The 1,400-nt window shown below is 53.5% G+C and carries 2 protein-coding genes; both read left to right on the forward strand.

Annotated features, from left to right (window positions below):
• Positions 1-144: 144 nt before the first annotated feature.
• Positions 145-444 carry a hypothetical protein gene (locus H5T41_11130; GenBank protein ID MBC7109311.1) on the forward strand — a complete coding sequence of 100 codons (300 nt, stop codon included), beginning with the start codon at positions 145-147 and terminating at the stop codon, positions 442-444.
• A 9-nt stretch (positions 445-453) separates the two neighbouring features.
• Positions 454-1,400: GNAT family N-acetyltransferase (locus H5T41_11135; GenBank protein MBC7109312.1), on the forward strand; the 947-nt coding region annotated here is incomplete at its 3' end.

Here is a 1,400-nt window from a genome sequence, read left to right on the forward strand (position 1 = left end):
TACCCGCCACGGGGAATCAGCGCCCGACGCACTTGGCTTTCCCAGCTCCTTCGTCTGCCCTGCACCGTGGTGTTTTTCGAAAGCCCCAAAAGACTTCTTGCTACCCTGGCGCTTCTGGCGGAATTAGCCCCGGAGCGCCAAACCGTGGTGGCGCGGGAGCTCACCAAGGTTCACGAAGAATTCGTGCGCGGATCAGCCCAGGCTGTGCACGCGGAGTTCGCCCGCCGCGGAAAGGTCTTGGGCGAAGTAGTCGTACTTTTTGCCCCTTCTCCGGAAGCGCCCAAGGAAAGTATGGATCAAGAAGCCGTGCTCGTCCGCTATCAAGAACTTCTACGCCAAGGGCTTTCTCCCAGCGAAGCCCGAAAAAGGACAGCAAAAGAATTCGGGATCCCCGCGCGCCGGGTCTACCAAATTGTTTTGGCCGCCCGTAAGATTTCTCCTTGAGGAGAAAGCGTGAACTTTTTCATCCGCGATTTTTCTGGAAGCTTTGAGGATTTCGCTGCGGTTGTTCGGATCGATAATCTCTGCGATCCCGAGCATCTCTACACCGTCGAGGAGTTCCGCTACGACTACGAGCACTTCGATACCTCAAAATACGTGCTCCGTTATTACTTGGCGGAGAAAGACGGAGAGGCTGTCGGTTATGCCTGCTATCACCACATGCCGCATCGCTTTCATCCCCAGCGATTTTGGATTTGGATAGCCGTAGTCCCGACTTTCCGTCGGCAGGGGATCGGTTCAGCTCTCTACGAGCGGATACTTTCCGATCTACAGAAACTTTCCGCAAAATTTCTCCATACTTCTGCCCGGGAGACCTGGCCTGAATCCATCAATTTTCTGGAAAACCGGGGTTTTCGTGAGGTCTTTCGGACTTGGGAATCTCACCTAAGGGTGCAAGACTTTAACCCTGCGCCTTTCCAGCATTATTTGGACCAGGTTAGACAGCAAGGTTTCCTCTTAAGCACGCTCTCTCGGGAAAAGATGAGCGATCCTGACTGGTTCGCCAAGCTCTACGAGTTACACATGACCGTTTTAAGGGACGTGCCCTCATACACGCCTTTCACCCCTGGTTCGCCTGAGGAATTTCGTCGAAGACTGATCGAACATCCTGATCTACTTGCGGACGGTTATTTTCTGGTTAAGGCAGGGACAGACTATGTGGGCGAGAGTTTTGTGTACAAAATACCTGCGGAGCCTGGACATCTCATCCAGGGGTTCACCGGTGTACGCCGGGAGTACCGCGGCAAGGGTTTGGCTATGGCATTGAAGCTCCTGGTCATCCAGTACGCCAAGGAGCACGGTTACAACCTGATAAAAACTTGGAACGCCTCTACAAATGCCCCCATTTTGGATGTGAACGAAAAACTGGGTTTCCGACGCCAACCCGCTTGGATCGAATA

The sequence above is a fragment of the Methanomassiliicoccales archaeon genome (assembly GCA_014361295.1).
In the GTDB taxonomy this organism is placed as follows: Archaea; Thermoplasmatota; Thermoplasmata; order Methanomassiliicoccales; family JACIVX01; genus JACIVX01.